Raw genomic sequence first — 25,628 nt, 5'->3', positions numbered from 1 at the left:
CGCCCGACGCCTGATGCGCGAGCTCTCTTTCTCCGCGGCCGATCCAACGGCAACTGCACGAGTCTACCAGCGAACGGATGCGGCGGCGACCGCGTGCCGGGCCGAGCCGAGCGCGCGCCCGATACGCTCGATCCGTGCAGCACACCGTCCGCGTCAAGCCCTCCAGCCGGAGGGGACCGCTCGTCGAGGTCGTCGACGGCGAGCTGACGGTGCACGTGCGGGAGCGCGCCGGGGAGGGGGCCGCCAACGAAGGCGTCGTGAAGGCGCTCGCGGCTCATTTCGGAGTTCCCCCGCGCGACGTGCGGATCGTGCGCGGCCACACGGCGCGGATCAAGCGCGTCGAGGTCGACGAGTGATGGCCCGGCTCGTCTCCCGGCACCTCATCGACCTGCGCCCCCTCAGCACGAGCCCGTCCTTCGCCAGGATGTGGATCGGGTCCACGCTCTCCGGACTCGGCGGCCAGATGACCATCGTCGCTGTCATGCTGCACGTGTACGCGCTGACCGGCTCGGACCTCGCCGTCGCGATGGTCGCGGTCGCCGGCCTCGTGCCGATGGTCTTCGCGGGGCTCTACGGCGGGATGCTGGCCGACGCCTTCGACCGGCGCACGGTCGCGCTCTCGGCGGCGTCCGTGACGTTCGTGTCGACCGCGCTCCTCGCGGCGCTCGCCTGGTCCGGAAACGAGACGGTGTGGTGGCTCTACGCCCTCAGCATCGTGAACTCCTCGGCGAACTCGATCGTCATGGCGACCCGCTCGGCGATCACCCCCCGCCTCATCGCCCGCGAGCTCCTGCCCGCCGCCGCGGCGCTCCAAGGGGTCACGGTCGGGATCATGGTGATGGCCGGCCCCGCCCTGGCCGGGGTCCTCGTGGCGGTCGCGGGCTACGCGTGGACCTACACGGTCGATGTCGTGCTGATGACGTCGCTCTTCCTCGGTCTCTGGACCCTGCCGACGCTCCGCCCCGAGGGGCCCGTCGTGCGCCCGGGGCTCGCCTCCCTCCGCGACGGGATCGCCTTCCTCCGCCGGGCGGCGAACATCCGGCTGCAGTACATCCTCGACATCGTCGCGATGACGTTCGGACAGCCACTGGCGCTCTTCCCCGGGATCGGCGCCGTGCTGCTGGGCGGCGACGCGGTCACGACCGGCATCCTCACCGCCGCGGTCGCTGCCGGCGCATTCCTGTCGAGCCTCTTCTCCGGGCCCATCGGCCGGGTGCGCCGCCACGGCATCGGCATCGAACGGGCGATACAGGTGTACGGAGCGGCCATCGTCCTGTTCGGACTCGTCCTCGTCGCGGCGCAGCTCGGATGGTTCGTCCCGGCGACGGCGGCCTCGCCGAACACCGTGCTCGTCGTCGCCGCGTGCATCGCTCTCGCGATCTCCGGAGCCGCCGACAACGTCAGCGCGATCTACCGGTCGACCATGATGCAATCGGCCGTTCCCGACGCCATGCGAGGGCGCCTGCAGGGCGTGTTCATCGTCGTCGTCGCGGGCGGACCACGCCTTGGCGCGCTGTACGCGGGCACGCTCGCTACCGTGACCGCACTGTGGATCCCGCCGCTCGTCGGCGGGATCGCGATCATCGCGCTGGTCGGAGTGCTCGTGCGCCTCAGCCCCGCGTTCCGCGCCTATGACGCGCGGCATCCCGTGCCCTGAGGCATCGCGGGCGCGCTCCGGCACCAAGAGACGACGAGGGGCGGACGCCGTGGCATCCGCCCCTCGCGATCCAGGCCTGATCAGGCCTGGATCGAGCCCTGCAGGTCGAGCTGGATCGTGACGTCCTTGCCGACCAGCACACCGCCGGTCTCGAGCGCCGTGTTCCAGGTGAGACCGAACTCCTCGCGGTCGATGACCGTCTTCGCGGTCGCACCGGCCTTGTAGTTGCCCCACGGATCGGTGCCGAAACCGCCGAACTCCACCTCGAAGGTGACGGCCTTCGTGACGTCCTTGATGGTCAGGTCGCCGTCCACCAGGAAGTCGCCGTCGTCGTAGCGCACCCCGGTCGAGACGAAGGAGATCGTCGGATACGTCTCGACGTCGAAGAAGTCCGCCGAGCGGAGGTGGGCGTCGCGGCCCTCGTCCTTGGTGTCGATCGACGCGACGTCGGCGGTCGCCTCGACGCGCGCCTCGAGCGGGTTCTCGGGGGCGATGATGGTGGCGCTGGCCACGCTGAAGAAGCCGCGGACCTTGGAGATCATCATGTGGCGCACCGAGAAGGTGACCTCGCTGTGCGCGGGGTCGAGCACCCAGGTGCCCGCCTTGTAGCCGGGGATCTCGATCGTCGTGTCGGTCATGTCTTCTCCACGTTCGCGGCCGCGACTCTCACGGCACGTCACCAGCAAACCAGATCTCGGCCGGATCCATTCCCGCGAATGGAAGATTCCCTGCGAACCGGAAGCGGACGACGGATGCGAGAGTCCGATCGCCGCCCTTCGTCTCGGAGCTGTGCTCCTCGCTCGGGGACCGAGAGCGGAGACTTTCGGGTCAGCGGCCGGGGTCACTGACGACCAACGAAGGAAGCGAAATCTCCCCCCTCCGGGGAGACTTTCGGATCAGCCGACCTGCAGCAGGTCGATGATGAAGATCAGGGTCTTGCCACCGAGGAAGTGACCTCCCGCAGGACCGTAGCCCAGGTGCGGCGGGATGATCAGCTCGCGACGACCGCCGACCTTCATGCCCGGGATGCCGTCCTGCCATCCCTGGATCAGGCCGCGCAGCGGGAACTGGATGCTCTCACCCCGGCTCCACGACGAGTCGAACTCCTCGCCCGTGTCGTACTCGACGCCCAGGTAGTGCACGGTGACGCCGTCACCGGGCTTCGCCTCGGCGCCGTCTCCGACGATGAGGTCGCGGATGGCGAGGTCGGCCGGGGCGGGGCCAGCGGGGGCGTCGATCTCGGGCTTCGTACGGTTGTCAGTCATTCCTCCATCCAAGCACGCCGGGCCCCTCGCACGACGGCCCCCGCACCGCTCTTGACACGGGCGGACGGCCGGAGCATCCTGGATCCAGAACAACTCAGCGCTCGGGAGTCACGCAGGCATCGCCGCGGCACCGGGCGCTGAGTCTTGGTCGGCCTCGGTCGTTCCGCCGCTCTTCACCGCTCTCCCCTGCGTCACGCGCGGGGCAGACGGGCTCCGGGGGCCTCCCGCATCCGCTCGCGCAGGCTCGGTCCCGCGGGCTCGGGCAGACGCCCGCGCGTACGCAGTCGCGGCAGCACGAGCTCGCCGAACGCCGCGACGTCGCGCGTGCCGAACACCGGCTCGAGGAGGAACCCGTCGAGCCCGGTCTCCTCCGCGAGCGCCTCGACGCCCCCGGCGACGGAGTCCGCATCGCCGACGAGCCGGAAGCCCCGCGTCCCGCGTCCGCGCAGCTCCTCCAGGATCTCGCGCACCGTCGGCGCCGGTCGCCCGTCGCCGCCGAGGAAGCGCTCGATGTTGCTCGTGCCCATCTGACCGACCGGTCCCCCGGCATCGAGCACCTGATGGAGGGTGCGATCGGGGTCGAGCCGCAGCAGATCGATACCGGTGTTGCCGGCGTAGAGCGCGGCGACCACCTCGTCGGACTGCATCGCGTGGAACTCGTTCCAGAGCCGCTGGGCACCCGCATCCGTGTCGTCGACGATGGCGGTGAGCCCGGCCATGATCCGGATGCTCCCGGGATCACGGCCGGCCTCGGCGGCCAGGCGCCGGATGTCGGCGACGTTCCGCGCGGTGTGGGCCGGCGTCGTGGCCTGGACGAAGACGCCCTCCGCGTGGGCTGCGGCGAGAGCCCGCCCCTTCGGAGAGGTTCCCGCCTGGAAGATCACGGGCGTGCGCTGCGGCGACGGCGGGGCGCCGAAGTAGCCGCGGGAACGGTAGTGGGCGCCGGTGAACTCGGTGCGATGGATGCGGGAGGCGTCGATGTACACACCCGCCGCCGCGTCGGCGACCAGGGCGTCGTCGTCCCAGGAGCGCTCCCAGTAGCTGCGCGCGAGCGAGACGTACTCGTCGGCCATCGCGTAGCGGGTGTCGTGCGCCACCATCTCGGGGTGCCCGAAGAGGTCCGCGACCGCGTTCTGCGATGCCCCCGTCACGACGTTCCAGCCGATGCGACCGCCGGTCAGGTGGTCGAGCGTGGCGAAGCGGCGCGACAGCGGCAACGGGTGGTCCATCCCGGTCGTCGCCGTGACGACGAACCCGAGCCGCTCGGTCTCGCGAGCGAGGATCGGGATGAGGGTCGACGGGTCGAGACCGGAGAAGTTGATCGCCGCCGACAGCGAGGCCGGGCTGATGTCCCCGCCGATCATCGGGTAGCCGAACCCGTCGGCGAAGAACAGGAAGTCGAATCCCGTGCGATCCATGACCTGCGCCATTCGCACCCAGCGCTCGGGGTCGAGGTAGTCGACGGCGTCGTTCTCAGGGTGTGCCCAGCTGTAGGTCCCGCCCACCTGCGGTGCGTACACCTCGAACACGCCGAAATGCAGGGCGCTCATGCGGCGTCTCCCTCGGCGAGCCATGCATCGATGCCGGCGCGGGCACGCCGCTTGAGTCCGTCCGAGGCCAGGGTCGCCTCGATCGAGCTCCAGGCGCACTCCGCGAGCTGCTCGTCGGTCAGTCCGACCCGCTCGCGCGCGACGAGATACTCCTGAGCGATGCCCGGACCGAACAGGATCGGGTCGTCGGCGTTGATGGAGCACCGCACACCCGCGGCGAGCAGCTGCGGCAACGGATGGATCGCAAGGTCGTCGACGACTCCGAGGAGCAGGTTCGAGGTCGGGCACACGTCCAGGCAGATGCCCCGCTCGGCGAGCACGGCGACCAGCCGGGCGTCCTCGACGGCACGGATTCCGTGCAGCACCCGATCGGCGCCCAGGTCGTCGATCGCCTGCCAGACCGATTCCGGCCCGACGAGCTCCCCGGCATGGGGAGCGGACTGCAGCCCGGCCTCGCGCGCGATGCGGAACGCGTCGGCGAAGTCCGCCGCGGGGTGCCCGCGCTCCTCGTTCGCCAGTCCCAGAGACACGACACCCCGTCCCGCGCGGGATGCGGCGATGCGGGCGAGCTCGACCGCGTCGGCGAGGTCGCGGGTGCGGTCTGCGGTCACCATGAGCCCGACCTCCACGCCGTGCCGCGCGCCCGCCGCCCGGGCGGCCTCGATCTGGGCATCGAGGGCGGCCTCGATCGAGCCGAAGGCCGTCACGTAGAACTGCGGGCTCACGCCGAACTCGACGTAGACGACACCGTCCGCGGCCGCGTCCTCGACCGCCTCGTCGATGAGCCGGTGGAGGTTCGCGGGCTCGGCCAGCACCGCGAGGAGCCCCTCGTACATGCCGGCGAAGGCGGTGAATCCGGAGAAGCCGGTCACCGGCGGGATCTCGATCCGCATGCGGGAGGCGAGTTCGGCGAGGGTCTCGGGACGCATCGCCGCCTCGAGATGGACGTGCAGATGTCCCTTGGGCAATGCCGTCAGATCGCGACGTGCGGCCATGGCGTCTCCTGTGCGGGGGTTGGGTGAACTGTTCGGTTCACCGTATCCGGAGCGTGTTTCGGCCAGATGTCGCCGACCGGTCAGATCGCGAACAGCGCTGCCCGCGTCGCCGCCGTGCGTTCGAGCAGGGTCTGCTCGTCGGCGAGCGCCGCGCGATCACGGCCCGTGATGATCCGCTGACGGGCGGCGGCGAGCGCGGTGGCGTCCGCGATGAACCGCCTCATGATCGGCACGCGGTCACCGTGGAGGGTGCGCGCCCAGGCGATCGCCGCACGCCGGCCGGCAGCCGTGGCGAGCATGTCGACCTCCTGAGCGGTGAACCATCCGGCGGCGGCGTACTCGCCCAGGCGAGCGCGGGTCAGGCGCGACTCCTCCCGACGCAGCATCAGCACCCCGACGATGAAGATCACGAACAGCGGCACCTGCAGCGCCGCGTAGAGCCCGAAGAAGTCGCCGAGAAGCGCGGAACCGTTCCACAGCGCATGCAGAGCGATCGCGCCGACGAGCCCCGCCGCCCACGGCCCGAGCGCACCGCCGACCGACGCTCCCCGCCGCGCGGCGAGGCCGAGCGCGAACCCGATGATCGCGGTGAACATGACATGGGCGAAGGGCGACAGGATGCCCCGGATGAAGAAGGTGGCCGTGGCGAGCTCGACCCCGCCCTCGATCCACGAGTCGGCGAAGTACTGGATGTTCTCGGTGAACGCGAAGCCCGCACCGATCAGCCCTCCGTAGACGATCCCGTCGACCGGGCCGTCGAACCACCGGCGCGCCGCCGCGAAGATCAGCAGCACGCCGAGACCCTTGATGACCTCCTCCACGACCGGCGCCTGGATCACCGACTGCACGAACTGTCCCGCGATCGACGTGTCCCGCCCGAAGGTCAGCAGGAGCACGAGGTCGACCCCGAGCGCGACGGCCACCGAGACGATCGCACCCCAGCCGATCGCGAGGAGGACGAGACCACGCGGCTCGGGCTCCCACCGGTCGACCAGACGGAGCGCGAACAGCACGCCGGCGAGCGGCAGAAGCGCCAGGATCATGCCGACGAAGGACGCCCCGGGGCCGATCGCGCGCAGGAAGTAGCCGACCAGCACGACCGCGACGACCACCAGGACCCCGCCCAGCCAGAGGTAGAGACCCCACGAGCGACGGGGTGCCGCCGGCAGCGGCGCCTGGGCGATCGACGGCGGAGCGATGTACGGGGCCGCCTGCTGCGCGGGCTGCGCGAGCGGCGAGGCGAAGTCGGGCGGGGCGGACGAGGGACGGCCGGGGTTTCGGTCATATCGGTCGGCCGCCTGATGGGTCACATCGACAAGACTAGGCGGGCGCTGCCGGTAGCGTGGAGGGATGCGTTTCGCCCATGTGAAGACGGATGGGACACCCCTCGCTCGCCTCGTCGTCGTCGACGGCGAGGAGGGTCGGTTCGTCGACGAGCTGTTCCCCGACGCCCCGCGCACGCTCGAAGGGCTCATCGCCGGAGGCGACGCGCTGCTGGATCGCGTGCGCGAGTCCGCCGGGCGGGGAACCCCCTTCCCGATCGCCGGATCGGTCTTCGCGCCGGGGGTGCTGACACCGCCGGTGATCCTCGCGGTCGGGCTGAACTACGCCGCGCACTCGGGCGAGCTGGGCCTGAAGACCGACAAGACCCCGACCGTCTTCGTCCTGTGGCCGAACTCGTTGACCGCTCATGAGCAGACGACGTCGTGGCCGCGTTCGCTGAGCGAGTCGGTGGACTACGAGGCGGAGCTCGGCGTCATCATCGGCACGCCGGCCAAGGACGTGCGCGCCGAGGACGCCCTCGACCACGTGTGGGGCTACACGGTCGTCAACGACATCACCGCGCGCGACATCCAGTTCTCCGAGGCCCAGTGGTCCCGGTGCAAGTCGTTCGACGGGTTCACCCCCGTCGGCCCGTTCGTCGTCACGGCCGACGAGGTGCCCGACCCGCAGGCCCTGCACATCTGGACGATCGTCGACGGCCACACCGTGCAGGACGCCTCGACGGGTCAGATGATCCGCGGCGTCGCGACGCTCGTGGCGCATCTCTCCCAGTCCGTGACCCTCCTGCCGGGAACACTGATCTCCACCGGCAGCCCGGGCGGCGCCGGCTACTCGCGCGACCCGCAGATCTTCCTGCGCGACCGGTCGACGGTGACCGTGGGGGTCGACGGCATCGGCTCGCTCACGACGCACTGCCGCATCCTGGACTGACCGGGGACCCTGATCGACATCGGTCGCTGACGCGGGAACGACGAAGCGCGGGAGCCGATCGGCCCCCGCGCTTCGGTGCGGCTCAGCTGCAGGTGACGGTGACCCCGTCGATCGTGTGGGTTCCGGCACCCAGTTCGAGGCACCGCTGGTACAGCTCGGTGCCAGCGGAGAACGCGACCACGACGACCACGACGGCGACGATGATCCCGACGACCAGGAGCACCGCGCCGATGATGATCGCCCAGACGGCCGGCAGGTTCTTCACTCCGGCCTTGCGGCTCTGCACGAGGGCGATGATGCCGAGGACCAAGCCGATCACGTTGAAGAAGATCGCCACGATCAGGGCGACGATGCCGAGCGTCTTGCCGGGGACGGGAGCGCCCGGCGCGGGTGCGCCCGGGCCCGCGGGCGGCGCGCTGGGGTAGGCGGGCGGCGGGGTGTACGGCGTTCCGGATGGGTCTGTCATGGTTCCTCCTGGGGCTTCGGGGGGATGCCCGGATGCTTCGACCGTAGCGGCTCGCGGCGGCGACGTACAGCTTTCGCCCAGGTTCAGCCGAGCCGGACGTCCGGTCCGATCACCGGGATGGCGGCGGTGATCGCCTCGAGGCCGGACAGTCGCGCCGGCGACAGCTGCTTCAGCACCTCCTCGCGCGACATGAGCCCCGCCTCCACCACGAGGTCCGCGACGTTGCGATGCGTGAGGAGCGCCGTCTTCGCGAGGGCCGCGGCCGCGGCATAGCCGATGAAGGGGGTCAGCGCCGTGATGACCCCCACCGAGGAGCCGACCATCGCACCGAGCCGGTCGAGGTTGGCGGTGATGCCCTCGACGCAGTTGACCCGCAACGTCCACATCGCCTGCCGCATCCAGGTGATCGACTGGAAGATCGAGTGCGCGAGGACCGGCTCGAACGCGTTCAGCTGCAGCTGTCCGCCCTCCACCGCCATCGTCACCGTCATGTCCGCTCCGACGACCGCGAACGCGACCTGGTTCACGACCTCCGGGATCACCGGGTTGACCTTGCCGGGCATGATGCTCGATCCCGCCTGGCGCGGGGGAAGGGTGATCTCCCCCAGCCCCGCCTGCGGGCCGCTCGAGAGCAGCCGCAGGTCGTTGCAGATCTTCGAGAGCTTGATCGCGTTGCGCTTGAGCGACGAGGAGAACGACATGAACGAGCCGGTGTCGCTCGTGGACTCGACGAGGTCGACCGCGGTCTCGAGGTCCAGGCCGGAGATCTCGCGGAGGTTCCGCAGCACCGCCGGAGCGTAGTCCGGGTGCGTGGTGATGCCGGTGCCGATCGCGGTCGCGCCCATGTTGATCTCGTGGAGCAGCGACGCGTTCTCGCGCAGCCGCAGCAGATCCGCCTCGAGCGTGGACGCGAACCCGTGGAACTCCTGGCCGAGCGTCATGGGAACCGCATCCTGCAACTGGGTGCGGCCGACCTTCAGGACGTCGTGGAACTCGACCGCCTTGGCCAGGAACGCCCGGCGCAGCAGCTCGAGCTCCTCGAGCAGGCTCTGCAGGGTGAGCGAGAGGCCGACCTTGATCGCGGTCGGGTAGACGTCGTTCGTCGACTGGCTGCGGTTCGTGTGGTCGATCGGCGAGAGGAACGCGTAGTCGCCCTTCGATCTCCCGGCCAGCTCCAGCGCGATGTTGGTGATGACCTCGTTCGCGTTCATGTTGGTCGAGGTCCCGGCGCCGCCCTGGATCACGCCCACGACGAACTCGTCGTGGTGCTCCCCCTCGATCACCCGCTGCGCCGCGCGGTCGATGAGGTCGGCCCGCTCCGGGTCGAGCACGCCGATGCTGCGGTTCGCGCGCGCCGAGGCCTGCTTCACCATGGCCAGGGCGACGATCAGGTCAGGGTACACCGAGATCGGGCGCTTGGAGATCGGGAAGTTCTCCAGCGCACGAGCGGTGTGGATGCCCCAGTAGGCATCGTTCGGGATCTCGAGGCTGCCGAGCGAGTCGGTCTCCGTGCGGGTGCGCGTCGTCGCGTCCGAGTCCATGCGGTGTCCTTGCGGGTCGGCCGGTCGGGGATGGCTCGAGCCTAGCCACCCGCACGCAGCGCGCCGCTGGACGTGTCGTACAGAACGGACGGCACGCACGCCGCGGTGTACACCGCGTCTCAGGACGGCTTGCGGGAGAAGGCCTCCAGCCGGGCCTCGGGCGAGAGCGCCGCCATCCGCGCCACCCACTCCGCGTCGAAGAAGTCACCGGCCTCGGCGTCGACGACCGGGACCACCGCATGCGTGACGGTGTCGTCGTAGACGTGCACGAGATGGAACGACTGACCCGCGTCCATCCCGTTCACCGTCTCGGCGGGGCGGGCGAGATCCATCGTGTAGCAGGTGGCGGCCGCGACGCTCACCGGGACGCCGGCGAACGTGCCCGAGGTCGAGTAGTGCAGGTGTCCGGCCAGGATCGCCCGCACGTCGCTGCCGGCGACGACCTCGGCGAGGCGGCCCTGGTCGCGCAGCTCGAGGATGTCGAAGAACGGGATGTGGCTCGGCAGGGGCGGATGGTGCAGCGCGAGGATGGTGCCGAGCGGAGCGGGCTCCGCGAGCACCTCGCCGAGCCAGCGCAGCTGCGTCGCGTCGATCTCACCGTGGTGCCAGCCCGGCACGGTCGAATCGAGCACGATCAGACGGAGGCCCCCGAGGTCGTGCACGGAGGTGATCGGCTCCTCGCCGGGCTCCTCGCCGAACAGCCCCGCCCGCAGGGGTCCGCGCTCGTCGTGGTTGCCGGCGACCCAGACGACCGGTGCGCCGAGCCGGGCCGCGGCGGGCTCGACGGTGCGCCGCAGCGCCGCGTAGGCTTCGGCCTCGCCGAGATCCGTCAGGTCGCCGGTGAACACCAGGGCGTCGGGAGCGATGCCGAGCCGCTCGATCGCCTCGATCGTGCGCACGAGGTTGCCCTGCGTGTCGTACCGCCCGGCCAGCGGGCGGTCGTCCGCCAGCAGATGCGTGTCGCTGACATGCACGATGGTGCGACGGGCGGGCGGATGCTGTCCGAAGCGGACGGAGGGAGCGACCATGGGACGAGCCTAGGGGCCGGTACGGACGCGGCCCGCTCAGAGCCCGATCACGATCAGCAGCAGTCCGCCGAGGACGGCGAGCGCGCACACCGCGAAGCAGAGGATCGCGGCGATCCGTGCGATCTGCTTCTGCCCGTCCGTCAAGGGACTCCGCTTGGCCGCCTTGGCGGCGGCCTTGGCCGCCCGTGCCCGCTGCTTCTCGGACATGACGGTGATCGCATCCGTGAACTCCGCCGGGGCCACGACGGGTGCACGACCCGCGCGCACCAGCATCCGCAGGCCCAGCGAGTAGGACGCGACGACCACGATCGTGGCGACGAGCGCCGCCAGGAAGACCTGCACGAAGGCGAGCCAGTCGATCTCGAACCCCATCAGCTCGCCCCTTCGTCGCGCTCGCGGTTCTCGGGTCCCGCGGAGCGCGCCGCACGCGCCTCGTCGCGGAGCGCCCGGCGCCGGCGGCGGGTGGGCGGAGGGTTGCGGGTGACCTTGACCGCGCGGCCCGAGTCCGCGACCTCGCTCATCGCGTTGGCCGCGCTCACCCGGTTGCGGCGCGAGCGCAGGAACAGCCCCAGCACGATCGCCACGGCGATCACGGCGTCGATGAAGATGCCCCAGTTGCCCAGCCACGCGACCACGAGCGCCGCGGCCGCGCCGACGAGACCGGCCGCGGGAAGGGTGAGCAGCCAGCCCACCGCGATGCGGCCGACCGTCCGCCAGCGCACCGTGGAGCCGCGACGCCCGAGACCCGAGCCGATCACCGATCCCGACGCCACCTGGGTCGTCGACAGCGCGAAGCCGAGCGCGCTGGAGGCGAGGATGGTGGCCGCGGTCGACGTCTCCGCGGAGTATCCCTGCGCGGGCTTCACGTCGGTGAGCCCCTTGCCGAGCGTGCGGATGATGCGCCATCCGCCCATGTAGGTGCCGAGCGCGATCGTGAACGCGCACGCGAAGATGACCCACAGCTGGGGATCGGCGTGGGCCGAGTCCTGCCAGCCCGCCATGATCAGCGCGAGCGTGATGACGCCCATGGTCTTCTGCGCGTCGTTGGTGCCGTGCGCGAGGGCGACGAGGGAGGAGGAGAAGATCTGTCCCCAGCGGAAGCCGTCGCGTCCGTCGGGCTTGCTGTCGTTCCGGCGGGTCAGCGCGTACGCCGCCTTCGTCGCCGCGAACGCGATCAGTCCCGCCGTGAACGGCGCGATGAGAGCGGGCAGAATGACCTTGCTCATGACCACGCCGAAGTCGATCGCGAGCACGCCGACACCCACGATCGTCGCGCCGATCAGGCCGCCGAAGAGCGCGTGCGACGAGCTGGAGGGCAGACCCAGCAGCCAGGTCAGCATGTTCCAGGTGATCGCGCCGATCAGGCCCGCGAAGATCAACGGCAGGAACTCGGCCGGAGTGATCTGGTCCTCTCGGATGATCCCGTGCGAGATGGTCTTCGAGACCTCGGTCGACAGGAACGCCCCCACCAGATTCAGGACGGCCGCGAGGAGCACGGCCACCTTGGGCTTCAGTGCGCCCGTCGCGATGGGCGTCGCCATCGCGTTGGCGGTGTCGTGGAAGCCGTTCGTGAAGTCGAAGAACAGCGCCAGGCCGATGACCAGGACGACGATCAGGGCTGCGGTTTCCACCGTTCGCTTTCCGTGAGGGGAGGATGAGGAGCACCGAGACGATCGGCGGCGCGAACGAAGAGTTCACCTGTTGGTCAGCATCCGTTTACCGGGCCACACGAATCCTTACACCGCCCCGCCGTCCGGTCAACTCGCACCCATCCGATCGCGGCGCGGCGCCGAAGAACCCCTGCGCGACCGCCGGTTCGCGCGGGAGGATGACGTCCATGAGCACGACACGGAGAGCCCGCTGGTCGATGCTCGCCGCCCTCGCCGGCGTGATCGCCGCGGGCGCCTTCCTCGCGACCGCCGAGCTGACCGCGCTGATCGTCGCCCGGGGCGCGAGCCCGCTCGAGGCGGTGGGCGCCTTCGTCATCGACATCGTGCCGCAGCCGCTGAAGGAGCTCGCGATCTCGACGTTCGGCGACGCCGACAAGGCGGTGCTGCTGGCGAGCCTGGCCCTGGCCGCGCTGATCGGTGCGGCGATCGCCGGAGTCCTCGAGCTCTTCCGTCCCCCGTTCGGTGCCGTGCTGTTCGCGATCGTGACGGTCGCCGCCGGCGCCGCCCTGGTCACCCGAGCCGCGGCCGGCCCGCTGGACGCCCTCCCCGCCGCCACCGGCGGTGTCGCCGCGATCGGCCTGCTGCGGCTGCTCGCGGGGGCGCTCCGGCGCTGGCGACGGGGCACGGCGGTGCCGGCGCCCGGGAACGATGCACGGGCGGTCCCGGGTCCGGACGCGCCCTCCCTCGCCGGGCGGCGCACCTTCCTGCGACTGGCCCTGATCGGCACGGCCGCGGCGGTCGTGATCGGCGCGGGATCACGCGTGATCGCTGGAGCGACGGCCTCGATCGCCGCCATCCGCGAGGCCCTTCGCCTGCCCGCGCCGCGCTCGCGCGTGACGATCCCCGCCGGTGCCGAGCTCGACGTCCCCGGCATCTCGCCGCTGTTCACCCCCAACGCCGACTTCTACCGCGTCGACACCGCACTCACCGTGCCGCAGGTGGACCCTGCGACCTGGCGTCTCGTGATCGACGGGATGGTGGACCGACGCGTGGAGTTCACGTTCGAGGACCTGCTCGCCCGGGGGCTCGACGAGTACGCCGTCACCCTCACCTGCGTCTCGAACGAGGTCGGCGGCGGCCTCGTGGGCAACGCGCTCTGGCAGGGGGTCCCCGTCCGCGACCTCCTGAAGATGGCGGGCCCCTCCGCCGACGCCGACATGGTGCTCTCGCGGAGCGTCGACGGGTTCACCGCGAGCACCCCGCTCGAGGCGCTGACCGACGACGGCCTCGACGCGATCCTCGCCGTCTCGATGAACGGGGAGCCCCTTCCGCTCGAGCACGGCTTCCCGGTGCGGATGGTGGTTCCGGGGCTCTACGGATACGTGTCGGCGACGAAGTGGGTGACCCGGCTCACGGTGACGCGCTTCGACCGGGACGAGGCCTACTGGACGCCCCGCGGATACAGCGCCGAGGCGCCGATCAAGATGTCCTCGCGGATCGACACGCCCCGTGTCGACACGCCCGTCGACGCGGGCACGATCGCGATCGCAGGGATGGCCTGGGCGCAGCCGATCGGCGTCGGCCGGGTCGAGGTGCGCATCGACGACGGCGACTGGCAGAAGGCCGCGCTGTCGGCGCCGGTGGGCACCGACACATGGGTGCAGTGGATGCTGCCGTGGGAGGCCTCCGCCGGCATCCACAACCTCACGGTGCGCGCCTACGATCTGAACGGCGAGCAGCAGACCGAGGAGCGCGCCCCCATCGCCCCCGACGGCTCGTCGGGCTGGCAGCGGTCGCTCGTGACCGTGCGCTGACGAACGCGCGCGTGTCCGATCAGCCCGTGTGAGCGATCAGCGGCCGCAGGGTGCGGTGCGCGATCCGCAGTCCTTCGAGCGTCCGCTCATCGTCGCCACCCCAGAGCGGATCCTCGTGCTCGACCGACAACGTGCCGGCGAATCCCGCCTCGTACAGGCGATCCACGATGTGCGTCCAGTCGATCTGCCCGCGGCCGGGCACGCGGTAGCGCCACCATCCCGTCTTCCACGGATCGCCGTCCTTGTGCACGGTGCCGAAGCCGCCGTACCGGTTGCGCCGCTCGGGGAACAGCTCGATGTCCTTGGCCTGAGCGTGCACGATCGACGACGCGAACGGGAGGATCGTCTCGAGCGGGTCGATCCCGATCCACACCAGGTGCGACGGGTCCCAGTTGAGACGGAGACCGAGGCCGATCATCCACTCCCACAGCTCGGGGCTGTACGCGATGTTGCCCGGGTAGCCGTCGGGATGCCATCCCTCCATGACGCAGTTCTCGATCACGAGGGTCACGCCGTGATCGGCGGCGAACGAGACCAGCGGCGGCAGCACACGCTCGGCCTCGCGCATGTTCTCCGGCACGCTGCGCGCGATGTCGCGTCCGACGAACGTTCCGACGTACGGAACGCCCAGACGCCCGGCGGCCTCGATCGTGGCACGCAGGTGCGCATGGATCGCTGCCCGGTGCGCACGGTCGCCGTGCAGGTTGTTCTCGTAGTAGGCGAGCGCGCTGATCCGCAGGCCCGTATCCGTGAGGATCTCGCGGGTGCGCGCGATGTCGTCGTCGGTGAGCGTCGCCACCGGCAGGTGGGACGCCTCGAAGTCGCGGCCTCCCGTGGTCGGCCACGCGGCGACCTCGAGCGCCTCGTAGCCGGTGTCGGCGGCGAAGCGCGCGATGCGCTCCAGATCCCATGCGGGCAGGCAGGCGGTGAGCAGTCCGAGTCTCATGCGGGTTCCTCCGGGGTGTTCGCAGTGATGGTCACGGCGTCGAGCACGGGATGTCGACCCAGGACCGGGATGCCGCCGAGTCCAGCACCGCATCGACGATGCCTGCGGCACGCGCGCCGTCGTCGAAGGTGGGAAGCCCCTCGGGGCTCTCCCCGCGCACCGCGGCGTACACGTCGGCGACGAACGCGTCGAACGCGTCACCGAACCCCTGCGCGTGCCCCGCCGGAAGGTGGTTGAGACGTGCCTGGTCGGCGCTCACCTCCCCCTCGCCGCGGTGCAGGATCCTCGCTCCGTCGACACCGGCGAGCCAGGCGGTCTCGGCATCCTCCTGGTCGAACACGGCACTGGCCCGGGTGCCGTCCAGCTCGAACCAGAGCCGGTTCTTGCGTCCGCCCGACACCTGCGAGACGACGAGGCTCACCGGCACGCCGCGCGCGGTGCGGAAGATCGCGGTGACGATGTCCTCGGTCGTGACCGCGACGGGGTCCGCGGCGGCGTCGGAGGGCGCCGCGAACGACGGCGCCGACGCCGCGGGACGGGTGGCGTGCGCGATCGAGGTGAGAGCGCTGACCGCCGCCAGCTGCTCCCCCGACACGAACTCGACGAGATCGCACCAGTGCGAGCCGATGTCGGCAAACGCCCGCGACGCACCACCGCGGGCCGGGTCCACCCGCCAGCTCGACGAACGGGGGTCCAGCATCCAGTCCTGCAGATAGGTCCCGTGAGCCAGCAGGATGTCGCCGAGCTCACCCCGTCCGCGACGGGCGCGGACCTCGCGCACCATCGGGTGATAGCGGTACACGAAAGGCACCGCCGCCACGACGCCCGCCTCCCGCGCGAGCGCGGCCAGCTCCGTCGCCTCTGCCCGTGTGGTCGCCAGCGGCTTCTCGCAGACGACGTGGCTGCCCGCGGCGATCACCGTTCGCACCTGATCGGCGTGCAGGGCGTTCGGGGTGCAGATGTGCACGACATCGGGCGCATCGCGCAGGAGCGCGTCGAGGTCGGCGTACCCGCGGGGAAGGCGCCACTGCTGCGCCGTCTCCTGCGACCGGGACGACGACGAGCCGAGCACGCCGAGCACCTGCTCCCCGGCCGCGCGGGCGGCACGCGCATGAACGCGCGCGATCATTCCGGTGCCGACGATCGCCACGCGAAGGGGATGGACACGGTCGCGGGGCCCGCGGGCCGGCGCCGGGACCGCCGTCGAGACGGCGCCGCTCATGACGCGAAAGTCGACTCGACCCAGGCCCTGCTGAGCGCGGCGCTTCGGTCGGGATCGCCGTGCACCTGGTCGACCTCGATGATGATCCACCCGGCGAAGGCCTCGGGAAGAGCGGCGAGCACGCCGTCGAGATCGATGTCGCCGCGCCCGGGCTCCACGAAGAACTCCGCGGTGGAGATCGCGTCGTAGGGCCCGGGCTGATCACGCGTGCGCGCCGCGAGAGCGAGGTCGAGGTCCTTCAGATGCAGGTCGAGGATGCGGTCGGCGTGCCGCGCCGTCATCTCGACGGGGTCGATGCCAGCCCAGGCCAGATGACCGATGTCGAACGATGCGCTCAGGCGCTCGGCGGGGATCGCCGCGAGCACCGCCTCGATCTCGTCCTCGGTCTCGATCCAGGTGCCGACGTGGTTGTGGAGACCCGCACGCACGCCCTCGGCGGCGAGGACGTCCGCCGCTTCGGCGAACATCTCGATCTGGCGTTCGAGCCGCGCCGAGTCCCGCAGATGCCCGATCGCCGCCTTCTCCGACCATCGCGGCAGACGGTAGTCGACCTCGGGCGCGAGGAACACGGTGTCCAGGCCGAAGTAGTTCGACTCCTCGGCCTTGCGGCGCACACCGTTGAACCACCGCTGCCACTCGGCGCTGCCGCGCTCCAGTTCGACGCCCGCGTCCTCGGGCAGACCGATCGACGCGTACCCGGGCGCCACCCGCAGACCGGCCTCGGTGACCATCCGCGCGTAGTCCTGCAGTGTCTGCGTGTCGAGCACCTCCATCATCGTCGCGTCGAACCCGGCGGCGGCGACCGAGCGCAGCACGCGCGGATAGTCGGCGCGGAAGGACGGCTCACCGTACAGCCAGCGGGAGACGCTCCCCGGCACCGAGGGGTCGGCGGGGAGGTTCGTCCACTGGATCGGGTTCAGTGCCACCTGCGAAAGGCGAAGGGTCATGGGGTATTGCTCTCCTCACTCGGTTGCACACGCCGACACGGCGCGCGCCACTATTTCACGCCTGTCGCGGCGATTCCCTGCACGAAGTACTTCTGCAGGAACAGGAACAGGATCAGCACCGGCAGGAGCACCACGACCGCGCCGGCGAGCAGCACGCCGAACTGGGTGGTGTTGCTCCCCGCCGCGGCGACGGCCAGGCCCACCGGCAGGGTGTAGGTGCGCTCGGACTGGGCCATCACGAGCGGCCAGATGAACGCGTTCCACGATGCGAGGAAGGTCATGACGCTGACTGTCGCGAGAGCCGGGCTCAGCAGGGGCAGGAACACCTGGCCGAAGATGCGCAGCTCGCTGGCGCCGTCCAGACGCGCGGCTTCCATGATCTCCTCCGGGATGGAGCCGGCGAACTGCCGCACGATGAACACCGCGATCGGCTGCACGAGCATGGGAAGCGCGACCCCGAAGAGGGTGTCGACGACCCCGAGCTGCACGGCGACGAGGAACTGCGGCACGAAGATGGCCACGATCGGCACCATCATCGAGGCCAGCACGAGGGCGAAGACCGCGCTCCGGCCGCGGAAGCGGAGCTTGGCCAGGGCATAGCCCGCGAGCGAGCTGAACACGAGGTTGGCGACGACGACGATGACCGACACGGTGACGCTGTTGAGCAGGTAGCGCCCGAATCCCCGTTCGAACAGCACCACGAAGTTCGAGAGGTTCCCGAAGGACTCGGGCAGCCAGGCACCGGGATTGGCGGTGAACTCGCCCTGCGTCTTGAACGCGCCGAGGACGACGAGGACGAACGGAAGCATCATCGCGGCCGAGACGAGGGTCATCGCGATGTAGAGGAGAGCGGTACGGAGCGGTGCGGTGCGCATCAGTGTTTGGGCCTCAGCATCCGGAACTGGATGACACTCACGGTCAGCACCAGCACGATCAGCACGAACGAGCCCGCCATGGAGGCGGCGACGTTGCCGAAGCCGAACTGCTGATAGACCCAGAGCGAGAGCGAGCGGGTGGAGCCGAGAGGACCGCCACCGGTCAGGAGGTACGGCTCCTCGAAGATGTTCATGTACATGACGGTGATCAGCACCGACACGAGGAGCGTCGTCGGGCGCAGCAGCGGAAGCGTCATGTGGAAGATGCGCTGGAAAGGACCCGCGCCGTCCAGCGCGGCCGCCTCGTAGATCTCTTCCGGAACGGTCTGCAGCCCCGCCAGGAACAGGACCATGGCCGTCCCCACGTTGCGCCACACGGTCAGCAGCAGCACCGAGGTCACCGCCCAGGCCGGATCACCGAGCCAGTTCGGGCCTTCGATGCCGATCGCGGCGAGCGCTTCGTCGATCGGACCGCCGTAGCTGAGCGCGTACTTCCAGATGACCGAGACAGCCACGATGTTGGCGATCACTGGGATGTAGATGATCGCGCGGAAGGCGGGACGCAGACGACGGACGCCCGCGTTGAGGACGAGGGCGATCACGAGCCCGACCCCGATGGTGACCGGCACGCCGATCGCGACGAAGATCACGGTGTTGAGCGCTGCCCGCTGAAAATCGCTGTTGCCGAGCACCCTCGCGAACGTCTCGAACCCGACGACCTCGACCGCGAGCGGGTCGCGCATGTCGCTCAGCCCCAGATCGGTGAAGCTGAAAAGGAACGCCGCGAAGGTCGGGATGACGGTGAACAGGCCCACGATCACGAGGGTGGGCACGAGGAACAGCCACGCCGTCGCCGTCTGGTGACGCCGGCCACTGCCCGGGCGCGGAGGCGAACCCGTGGGAGGGCGCCCGGTGGACGCCTTCCCACGGGTGATCGCGAAGGTCATTCGACGCTGCTCCTACTCGACGCCGGTGGGGATCTCGTCGGCCTTGGCCTGAGCCGCCGCCAGCACCTCGGCGGCCGTCGCCTGGCCGCGTGCCACGCGTTCCATCTCAGCGCCCAGCATGGCCGAGACCTCGCTCCAGCCCGGCACGGCCGGAACGGAGCCGGCCAGCGGGATCGCCTCTTTGATGACGTCCAGCAGCGGGTCGTCGGCGATCGCCGGCGCGTCCCATGCGGCCTCGACGGCCGGGAGATTGCCGAAGGTCTCGTACCATGCGACCTGGGTGTCCGGCTCCGACAGCCAGCGCACGAGCTTCCAGGCCGCCTCCGTGTTCTTGCCGTCCTCGAGCACCGCGAGGCTGCCGCCGCCCAGGGCCGAGGTGGTGCCGGCAGGACCGGCGGGCACGAGCGCGATGCCGAGGTTGTCCTCGTTCCATCCCTCGCCGTTGGCCTCTTCCAGCCAGCCCGGGAACCAGGGGCCGTTGATGTACGAGGCGATCTCACCGGAGGTGAACCATGACACCGTGTCGAGGAAGGAGGGTCCGTCGGGTGACGCGTAGCCATCGGTCACGAGGCCCGCGTACGTCTCCAGAGCCTCGAGGTTCTCGGGCGTGTCGATCGTCCACTCGGTCAGGTCGTCGGAGATGAGCGATCCCCCGGCCTGGCGGACGAAATCGTTGAACTGCTGAGCCGTGTAGCCATCCCACTCGGCGGACAGGCCGACCCCGAAGGTCGCACCCTGGTCCTGCACCGCCTCGGAGAACGTCGCGTAGTCCTCCCACGTCTCGGGCGCTTCGACACCGGCCGCCGCGGCCAGGTCCTTGCGGTAGTAGAGCGCTTGCGCGTAGGTGTACCAGGGAACGGCGTGAGCGGCTCCGTCGTACTGCACCGTGTCCCACATGGATGAGAAGAAGTCGGCGCTCTCGACGAGACCGTCGGGCACCTCCGCGAACGCTCCGGTGTCGAGCATCGCCGCCTGGGTCTGCGAGTAGAGGTAGACCATGTCGGGCACGTTCCCCGCGGCGATGGCCGCCGACAGCTTCGCGTCGTTGTCGCCCTCCGGGATGGTGGTGACGTTGATCTCGACGTCGGGGTTCTCCTCCTGGAACTCCGCCAGGAAGTCCGGCAGCGCCTCTCCATCGGCGCCGCCGGCCCAGAACTCGATCGTGCCGGTCGCCGGCTCATCGTCGATCGTGACGGTCGCCGACGTCCCGCCGGTCTCCGATGCGCGGCCGCAGCCGGCGAGGACGATGGCGGCCGTCAGTGCGGCGCCGGTGACGAGCAGGGTTCGACGGGTGGCGCGCGAACGCAGTGCGTTCATCGTGGTTGCCTTTCTCAGCATGCGGGTATGGGCGAGGGGTGGTGCGACTTCGGGTGTCCGCCCGCGCCACGAGATTGCGGCGCCTGCGACAGGCTATGCAGCGAGGAGGCCGCGACGAGGGCCGCGGAGGCAGAATTTACATCGGCGTCACATCACGCATCTTTCTTTTACACAGACGAAACTTGCGCTGATTCATGCATAACTTTTTAGATGCAATAGTCGTCTTATCATTATTTATGTCATAAGTCGGAGGCAGAGATGACACCCGAACTCCTCATCGTCGGCAGCGGGATCATGGGAGCCGCGGTTGCGGCGGAGGTCCGGCGGCTCCGGCCGCACACCCGCATCACGATGGTCGAGGCGGGTCCGCTCCTCGGCACGGTGCCCGCACAGCATCTCCACGATGTCGCCGAGGAGAGCGAGCGGGCCTCGTACAACGCGAACGTGGCGGCAGGCGTCCAGTCGATGTACGTCGGCGCCGCGACCGCCGGGCACTTCTCGGATCGTGCGTCGGCAGCTCCCGGCCTGTACGCCTTCGGCGCCCTCGGACATCGCTCGGATGCGATGCCCGCGGCGGCGAGCGCCTGGAACGTGGGCGGCATGGGGTCGCGCTGGACCGCCGCCTGCCCCACGCCCTGGGGTAGCGAGATCCCGACGTTCATCTCTCCGGCCGAATGGGCCGATGACTACGACAGGACGCGCAGGCTTCTGCGCGTGACCACCGACCGGTTCGGGCCGACACCGGCCGGGTCCGCGGTCATCGACGCGTTGACGGACGCGTTCGGAGCCGTCTCCGCTCCGGGCAGAGGACCTCAGATCATGCCGATGGCGGTGTCCGGTTCGTCCGCCGGCGGGCTGCGGCGCACGGACCCCGGGAGGATCTTCCCCGAGATCGTCGCGGGTTCGGAGCTCTTCGAGCTGATCCCGGACGCTCTCGCGCGGCGGATCCTCGTCGACGGCGACCGTGCCCGCGGCGTGGAGATCGCCGATCCGACCGGCGCGACACGAGTCGTCGAGGCGTCCGCGGTCGTCGTGTGCGCTGACGCCCTGCGCTCGCCGCAGCTGCTGTTCGCCTCCGGCATCCGTCCCCCGGCGCTGGGCCGCTACCTGAACGAGCACGCTTTCCTCACCGGCCGTGTCTTCGCCGAGCCCGGCACGTTGGGGGTCGGCGGTGTGCCCATCCCCCGTCCGGGCGAATGGATGAGCGACTCGCTGTGGCTTCCGCACAGCGGGTCGGCGCAGCCGTTCCACTGGCAGGTCAGCGTGGGACCGCTCTATTCGGACGATCTGACAGACGCCGTGGCGATGGCGGTGAGCATCAGCGTCTATGTGCCCACCACCGTGCGCGCCGAGAGCCGCATCGAGTTCTCCGACACCGAGACCGATGCGGCCGGGATGCCCCTCGCGCACATCGTGTACGAGTACACCGACGAGGATCTGGCGCTCATCGAGCGCGCTCGCGAACAGCAGCAGCGCGCATTCGAGGCAGTCGGCGGCGCCGACGCGCTCGCCGACACCCTTCTGCTCCCGCCGGGATCGTCGCTGCACTACTCGGGCACCGTGCGGATGGGCGCTGCCGACGACGGCACCTCCGTCACCGATCCCGAAGGGCGCGTGTGGGGTGTGCAGGGCTTGTACGCGGCCGGCAATGGCGTCCTGCCGACGGCCGTGGTCGCCAATGTCACCCCGGCCGGCACGGTCACGGCCGTCCGTGCGGGGCGCTCGGTCGCGGCGGCGCTCGGTGAGTGAGCACGACGGCACGACACCAGGCCCTGTGATTGACTGACACCGTGTTCGCCGCCGTTCCTGGACCCTCACCGGTCGTCGACGCGGGCAGCCTTCTGCACGGACTGCGCGACGGCGTTCCCCGCACCCGAGCCGAGCTCTCGCGCGCCATCGGCATGTCGCGCTCCACCATCACCGGCTGGATCGACCAACTCATGGACGCCGGCCTGGTCGCGCCGTTCGGAGACGCCGCCTCGACAGGCGGACGGCCCTCGTCTCAGTTCGCCTTCCGCCCCGGCGCGTACGTCGTGCTGGCGGCCGATCTCGGTGCCTCCCACATCCGTCTCGCCGTGACCGATCTCGCCGGCGGCGTCCTCGCCGAGCAGCGGGAGGAGATCGACATCGCCACGGGTCCCGAGGTCGTCCTCGCCGCGCTCGAACGCATCGGCGGGGAGCTCCTGCACGAGGCGGGGCGCGGGCACGCCGACCTGGTCGGAGTGGGCATCGGGGTGCCCGGACCCGTCGAGTTCGCCACCGGGCAGCCCGTCAACCCTCCGATCATGCCGGGATGGGACCGCTTCGACATCAAGGCGCACGTCGCGTCCGCGTTCGATGTTCCCGTCGTCGTCGACAACGACGTCAACGTGATGGCGCTGGGCGAGCGCACGATCGCCTGGCCCGAGGTCGAGGATCTGCTCTTCGTCAAGGTCGCGACCGGTATCGGTGCCGGCATCATCGCCGGAGGCGATCTCCGCCGCGGAGCCAGCGGGGCCGCGGGCGACATCGGTCATGCGCCGCTGTCGCGCCGATCCGACGTGCTGTGCGCGTGCGGCAACCGCGGATGTCTGGAGGCGGTCGCCTCAGGACGCGCGATCGCAGCCGAGCTGCGCCACCACGGGATCGGGGCGACGGGCTCCCGCGAGGTCGTCGAGCTCGTGAAGTCGGCCAACGTCGACGCCATACAGGCCGTGCGACAGGCAGGTCGCGACATCGGCGAGATCCTCACGCTGTGCGTCACCCTCCTCAACCCTGCGGTGATCGTGATCGGCGGGTCGATGGCTCAAGTGGCCGAGCACCTCGTCGCGGGCGTGCGCGAGGTCGTGTACGCCCGCAGCATCCCGCTGTCCACCGAGCATCTGACCATCGCGCCGGCGCGTACCTCCGACGACGCCGCGATCGCCGGAGCGAGCCGTCTCGCGACGGATGCCGCTCTCTCGCCGTCGCGGCTCGGTGCGCTGCTCATGCGTCGTTGAGCCGGCACGGCCGCTAGCGTGGTCGAGTGACCGACAACGCCGCATCCGTCCATCCGCCCACGGCCCCTCGCGAGCCGCAGCCGCGTCGTCACCACGGCGACACCTTCGACGACCCGTACGAATGGCTGCGCGCCAAGGACGACGACCGCGTCACGGCCCACCTCGAGGCGGAGAACGCCTACACGCGGGCGCGCACCGCGCACCTCGAGCCGCTGCAGGAGCGGATCTTCGGGGAGATCAAGGCCTGGACTCTCGAGACCGACCTCTCGGTGCCCTCGCGCCGCGGGAACTGGTGGTACTTCTCCCGCACGGTCGAGGGCAGGCAGTACGGCATCCACTGCCGGGCGCCCATCGCCGATCCGGCCGACTGGACTCCGCCGGAGCCCATGGCGGGCGAACCCCTCCCCGACGAGCAGGTGCTGCTCGACGGCAACGAGGAGGCCGACGGCGAGGAGTTCTTCTCCCTCGGCACCTTCGAGGTGTCGACCGACGGCCGCCTGCTGCTCTACGGCATCGACGTCACCGGCGACGAGCGCTACACGCTGCGCGTGCGCGACCTGATCACGGGAGAGACTCTCCCCGACGTCATCGAGGGCACGTTCGCCGGCGCCTCCCTCTCCCCCGACGGCCGCTTCGTCGTGTACTCGACCGTGGACGACGCGTGGCGCCCCGACACCGTGTGGCTGCACGAGCTGGGCACGCCCGCCGCATCCGACGCGAAGCTCTTCCACGAGCCCGACGAGAGGTACTGGGTCGGAGCCGGGTTCACCCGCAGCGACCGGTTCCTGGTGATCGGGCTCGGGTCTTCGATCACGTCGGAGGAGTGGCTGGTCCCCGCCGACGACCTCCGCGCCCAGCCCCGGGTGGTGTGGCCGCGGCGCGAAGGCGTGGAGTACGACTCGTCGCACGCCGTGGTCGACGGACAGGACGTGCTCTACATCCTGCACAACGACGAGGCACTGGACTTCGAGCTCGTCCGGGTGCCCGCATCCGATCCCGCCGGCGAGCGCGAGGTCGTCGTCGCGCACGAGCCGGGGCAGCGTCTGCTCGGCGTCTCGACGTTCCGGGACTGGGGCGTCGTCGGCTACCGGCGCGAAGGCATCGCCCGCATCGGAATGCTCGACTACGCGACCTCCGCCGTCGCGGAGATCCCGTTCGACGAGCCGATCTACTCGGTGGGCACCGCGGGGAACCCGGAGTGGGCGCCGCCCCTGCTGCGCCTCGGCTACGGCTCTTTCGTCACCCCTTCCACCGTCTACGACTACGATCCCGCCACCGGCGCCCTCGCGCGGCGCAAGCAGCAGCCCGTGCTGGGCGGCTACGACCCCGCGGACTACGCCCAGGCGCGCGTCTGGGCGACCGCGCAGGACGGCGTGCAGGTTCCGGTGTCGCTCGTGTGGAGGCGTTCCTTCGGCGATGCGGGGATCGCGCCCCGACCGGTGCATCTCTACGGCTACGGCTCGTACGAGCACTCGATCGAGCCCGCCTTCTCGGTGGCCCGCCTGTCGGAGCTGGACCGCGGCGTGATCTTCGCGGTCGCGCACGTGCGCGGCGGCGGGGAGATGGGCCGCGGATGGTACGAGGACGGCAAGCTCCTCGCCAAGCGCAACACCTTCACCGACTTCGTCGACAGCGCCCTGCACCTCGTCGACCACGGGTACACGACGCCGCAGCAGCTCGTCGCCGAGGGAGGCTCGGCCGGGGGGCTGCTCATGGGCGCGGTCGCGAACCTCGCACCGGAGCTGTTCGCCGGGGTCCTCGCCGACGTCCCGTTCGTCGACGCGCTGACGACGATCCTCGACCCGTCGTTGCCGCTCACCGTCATCGAGTGGGACGAGTGGGGCGACCCGCTGCACGACGCCGACGTGTACGCGTACATGAAGTCGTACTCGCCGTACGAGAACGTGCGCGAGGGCGTGCGGTATCCCCGCATCCTGGCGGTCACCTCGTTCAACGACACCCGGGTCCTCTACGTGGAGCCGGCGAAGTGGGTGGCGCGGCTGCGCGAGGTGGGGGCGGATGCGCTCCTCAAGTGCGAGATGGTCGCCGGTCACGGCGGCGTGAGCGGCCGGTACAACGCCTGGCGCGAGCGCGCGTTCGAGCTCGCCTGGCTTCTCGACGTGCTCGGCGCCACCGACCGCGGAGCGCTGGCGTCCGCGGTCGCGCCTGCGGGTGCGGGTGCGGGATGCCTCGGAACAGGACATATCCGCTGCACAGGAGGATCCTGACGACGGCCTCCTGCATTGCGGATATCTC

Annotated in this window: 23 protein-coding genes; 7 read left to right on the top strand and 16 right to left on the bottom strand. The window is 70.4% G+C overall.

All coding sequences use genetic code 11. The features are described from left to right. The first annotated feature begins 134 nt into the window (after positions 1-134). Both GVL03_RS05175 and GVL03_RS05170 read left to right on the top strand, forming a co-directional pair. Positions 135-356, top strand: a complete 222-nt coding sequence (locus GVL03_RS05175) for a DUF167 domain-containing protein (RefSeq protein ID WP_159499930.1) — start codon at positions 135-137, stop codon at positions 354-356. Beyond that, positions 356-1,657, top strand: coding sequence for an MFS transporter (locus GVL03_RS05170; protein WP_159499929.1), 1,302 nt, complete (start codon positions 356-358; stop codon positions 1,655-1,657). Before GVL03_RS05175 ends, GVL03_RS05170 begins: the two co-directional genes overlap by 1 nt. Before the next feature lie 80 nt (positions 1,658-1,737). Here the strand turns inward: GVL03_RS05170 and GVL03_RS05165 are convergent, their stop codons facing one another. From GVL03_RS05165 to GVL03_RS05145, 5 genes are all read right to left on the bottom strand, one after another. After that, a complete protein-coding gene (locus GVL03_RS05165; RefSeq protein ID WP_159499928.1) occupies positions 1,738-2,295 on the bottom strand; it encodes a YceI family protein in 558 nt (185 codons plus the stop codon). Positions 2,296-2,553: 258 nt separating this feature from the next. Beyond that, positions 2,554-2,922: an FKBP-type peptidyl-prolyl cis-trans isomerase gene (locus tag GVL03_RS05160; protein ID WP_159499927.1), complete on the bottom strand. Its 369-nt coding sequence runs from the start codon at positions 2,920-2,922 to the stop codon at positions 2,554-2,556. A 191-nt stretch (positions 2,923-3,113) separates the two neighbouring features. After that, entirely contained in the window at positions 3,114-4,472 is a 1,359-nt protein-coding gene (locus GVL03_RS05155) for an NtaA/DmoA family FMN-dependent monooxygenase (RefSeq protein WP_159499926.1), read from the bottom strand. After that, positions 4,469-5,467: an adenosine deaminase gene (add, locus tag GVL03_RS05150; protein ID WP_159499925.1), complete on the bottom strand. Its 999-nt coding sequence runs from the start codon at positions 5,465-5,467 to the stop codon at positions 4,469-4,471. Before add ends, GVL03_RS05155 begins: the two co-directional genes overlap by 4 nt. Before the next feature lie 80 nt (positions 5,468-5,547). Continuing rightward, positions 5,548-6,777, bottom strand: a complete 1,230-nt coding sequence (locus GVL03_RS05145) for a PrsW family intramembrane metalloprotease (protein WP_159499924.1) — start codon at positions 6,775-6,777, stop codon at positions 5,548-5,550. Between the two features lie 40 nt (positions 6,778-6,817). Here GVL03_RS05145 and GVL03_RS05140 point away from each other — a divergent pair, with 40 nt between their 5' ends. After that, the gene (locus GVL03_RS05140; protein WP_159499923.1) at positions 6,818-7,681 is read left to right on the top strand and encodes a fumarylacetoacetate hydrolase family protein; all 864 of its coding nucleotides are present in this window, start codon (positions 6,818-6,820) and stop codon (positions 7,679-7,681) included. An 82-nt stretch (positions 7,682-7,763) separates the two neighbouring features. On the opposite strand, the gene GVL03_RS05135 is transcribed toward GVL03_RS05140, so the two are convergent. The 5 genes from GVL03_RS05135 to GVL03_RS05115 form a co-directional block, all read right to left on the bottom strand. Continuing rightward, positions 7,764-8,147 carry a DUF4190 domain-containing protein gene (locus GVL03_RS05135; RefSeq protein WP_159499922.1) on the bottom strand — a complete coding sequence of 128 codons (384 nt, stop codon included), beginning with the start codon at positions 8,145-8,147 and terminating at the stop codon, positions 7,764-7,766. Positions 8,148-8,230: 83 nt separating this feature from the next. Beyond that, positions 8,231-9,688: an aspartate ammonia-lyase gene (locus GVL03_RS05130; RefSeq protein WP_159499921.1), complete on the bottom strand. Its 1,458-nt coding sequence runs from the start codon at positions 9,686-9,688 to the stop codon at positions 8,231-8,233. Between the two features lie 119 nt (positions 9,689-9,807). After that, positions 9,808-10,716, bottom strand: coding sequence for a phosphodiesterase (locus GVL03_RS05125; protein ID WP_159499920.1), 909 nt, complete (start codon positions 10,714-10,716; stop codon positions 9,808-9,810). Between the two features lie 36 nt (positions 10,717-10,752). Beyond that, positions 10,753-11,088, bottom strand: coding sequence for a peptidase (locus tag GVL03_RS05120; protein WP_159499919.1), 336 nt, complete (start codon positions 11,086-11,088; stop codon positions 10,753-10,755). After that, the gene (locus tag GVL03_RS05115; protein ID WP_159499918.1) at positions 11,088-12,347 is read right to left on the bottom strand and encodes an inorganic phosphate transporter; all 1,260 of its coding nucleotides are present in this window, start codon (positions 12,345-12,347) and stop codon (positions 11,088-11,090) included. Before GVL03_RS05115 ends, GVL03_RS05120 begins: the two co-directional genes overlap by 1 nt. A 206-nt stretch (positions 12,348-12,553) precedes the next feature. Between GVL03_RS05115 and GVL03_RS05110 the strand changes: the two genes are divergently transcribed. Further along, positions 12,554-14,140 carry a molybdopterin-dependent oxidoreductase gene (locus tag GVL03_RS05110; RefSeq protein WP_159499917.1) on the top strand — a complete coding sequence of 529 codons (1,587 nt, stop codon included), beginning with the start codon at positions 12,554-12,556 and terminating at the stop codon, positions 14,138-14,140. A 19-nt stretch (positions 14,141-14,159) separates the two neighbouring features. Here GVL03_RS05110 and GVL03_RS05105 read toward each other — a convergent pair whose 3' ends face one another. From GVL03_RS05105 to GVL03_RS05080, 6 genes are read right to left on the bottom strand one after another with little or no spacing between them, the layout of a single operon-like run. Further along, a complete protein-coding gene (locus tag GVL03_RS05105) occupies positions 14,160-15,086 on the bottom strand; it encodes a sugar phosphate isomerase/epimerase (RefSeq protein ID WP_159499916.1) in 927 nt (308 codons plus the stop codon). 31 nt (positions 15,087-15,117) lie between these two features. Next, positions 15,118-16,308: a Gfo/Idh/MocA family protein gene (locus GVL03_RS05100; RefSeq protein WP_159499915.1), complete on the bottom strand. Its 1,191-nt coding sequence runs from the start codon at positions 16,306-16,308 to the stop codon at positions 15,118-15,120. Beyond that, positions 16,305-17,255 carry a sugar phosphate isomerase/epimerase gene (locus GVL03_RS05095; protein WP_159499914.1) on the bottom strand — a complete coding sequence of 317 codons (951 nt, stop codon included), beginning with the start codon at positions 17,253-17,255 and terminating at the stop codon, positions 16,305-16,307. The genes GVL03_RS05100 and GVL03_RS05095 overlap by 4 nt, the downstream gene beginning before the upstream one ends. Before the next feature lie 50 nt (positions 17,256-17,305). Further along, positions 17,306-18,130: a carbohydrate ABC transporter permease gene (locus GVL03_RS05090; protein ID WP_159499913.1), complete on the bottom strand. Its 825-nt coding sequence runs from the start codon at positions 18,128-18,130 to the stop codon at positions 17,306-17,308. Beyond that, complete coding sequence (locus GVL03_RS05085) at positions 18,130-19,077, bottom strand: carbohydrate ABC transporter permease (RefSeq protein ID WP_159499912.1); 948 nt, start codon at positions 19,075-19,077, stop codon at positions 18,130-18,132. Before GVL03_RS05085 ends, GVL03_RS05090 begins: the two co-directional genes overlap by 1 nt. A 12-nt stretch (positions 19,078-19,089) precedes the next feature. After that, positions 19,090-20,394 carry an extracellular solute-binding protein gene (locus GVL03_RS05080; RefSeq protein ID WP_159499911.1) on the bottom strand — a complete coding sequence of 435 codons (1,305 nt, stop codon included), beginning with the start codon at positions 20,392-20,394 and terminating at the stop codon, positions 19,090-19,092. A 258-nt stretch (positions 20,395-20,652) separates the two neighbouring features. Between GVL03_RS05080 and GVL03_RS05075 the strand changes: the two genes are divergently transcribed. The 3 genes from GVL03_RS05075 to GVL03_RS05065 are packed head-to-tail and all read left to right on the top strand — an operon-like array spanning position 20,653 to position 25,600. Continuing rightward, entirely contained in the window at positions 20,653-22,143 is a 1,491-nt protein-coding gene (locus tag GVL03_RS05075) for a GMC oxidoreductase (protein ID WP_159499910.1), read from the top strand. Positions 22,144-22,172: 29 nt separating this feature from the next. Next, the gene (locus GVL03_RS05070; protein ID WP_306770313.1) at positions 22,173-23,372 is read left to right on the top strand and encodes an ROK family transcriptional regulator; all 1,200 of its coding nucleotides are present in this window, start codon (positions 22,173-22,175) and stop codon (positions 23,370-23,372) included. A gap of 26 nt (positions 23,373-23,398) precedes the next feature. Next, positions 23,399-25,600, top strand: a complete 2,202-nt coding sequence (locus tag GVL03_RS05065) for a S9 family peptidase (protein ID WP_159499909.1) — start codon at positions 23,399-23,401, stop codon at positions 25,598-25,600. Positions 25,601-25,628 lie beyond the last annotated feature (28 nt).

The sequence above is a fragment of the Microbacterium sp. 18062 genome, assembly GCF_902706225.1.
Taxonomy (GTDB): Bacteria; Actinomycetota; Actinomycetes; order Actinomycetales; family Microbacteriaceae; genus Microbacterium.
Note: the sequence above shows the minus strand (reverse complement) of the source record. Positions and strands in the feature narration are given on the sequence as shown.